The organism is Candidatus Pelagibacter communis, assembly GCF_001180205.1.
In the GTDB taxonomy this organism is placed as follows: domain Bacteria; phylum Pseudomonadota; class Alphaproteobacteria; order Pelagibacterales; family Pelagibacteraceae; genus Pelagibacter; species Pelagibacter ubique_O.
Window position 1 is genome coordinate 1 of sequence record NZ_CVSU01000104.1, and the last position, 888, is coordinate 888.

The 888-nt window shown below is 37.4% G+C and carries 2 protein-coding genes; both read right to left on the minus strand.

Features of this window, described 5'->3' with window-relative positions:
* Nucleotides 1-363, minus strand: a 363-nt coding sequence (gene rpsL / locus AMO08_RS04715; RefSeq protein WP_075485708.1) for a 30S ribosomal protein S12, incomplete at its 3' end; no start/stop codon positions are given.
* A gap of 105 nt (nucleotides 364-468) precedes the next feature.
* The coding region (locus AMO08_RS05930) for a hypothetical protein (RefSeq protein WP_179850751.1) at nucleotides 469-888 on the minus strand (420 nt) is incomplete at its 5' end.

Genomic DNA, 888 nt, shown 5'->3' on the forward strand with positions numbered 1-888 from the left:
CTTTTTAGTACCATAACGTGATCGACTTGTTCGACGTCCTTCTACACCAGATGGATCAAGCACACCCCTAATTATATGGTAACGAACTCCAGGAAGATCTTTTACCCTTCCACCCTCAATCATTACAATAGAGTGCTCCTGCAAATTATGGCCTTCTCCTGGTATATATGCCGTAACCTCATGTCCATTAGAAAGCCTTACACGTGCTACTTTACGCAAAGCAGAATTTGGTTTTTTAGGCGTAGTTGTATAAACACGCGTACAAACACCTCTTTTTTGAGGGCATGCATTGAGCGCCGGCACACTATTCTTTTTAAATTGCCTCTTTCGACCTTTTCTTATTAATTGATTTATTGTTGGCATCTAATCTCCAGTATAGCCTGTAAACTTACAGTTAATAAATAATAGCCCAAAATAATATTTATAAATCATTATTTGTTTTTTCATCGGAATTTAGGAGAAAAATTATTACCCAGCCAATTGATCTGCAAATTCTTCTTTATCTGCTTCAGGCGAGTTAAGCATTTCAAGCTCGGCAGATGCTTTTTTCTCCTCTACTTTAGTAGGATTCGTGACAATTATGTTTCTATTCTGTTCAATGCCTGTTCCAGCAGGAATTAATCTGCCTATGATCACATTTTCCTTGAGACCATTTAAATAATCCGTTTTACCTTCAACAGCGGCATCTGTCAATACCCTAGTTGTTTCCTGAAATGAAGCAGCAGAGATAAAACTTTCAGTATTTAGTGATGCACGAGTAATACCCAAAAGCAATGGACTAAATGTCACAGGTTTTGCTTTAGTTGTCTTAATCGTTTTCTTCCCTGCTGATTTAAGCTCTTTAATCATATCCTTGATATTTTCATTTGTAACCACATCTCCTTCGCC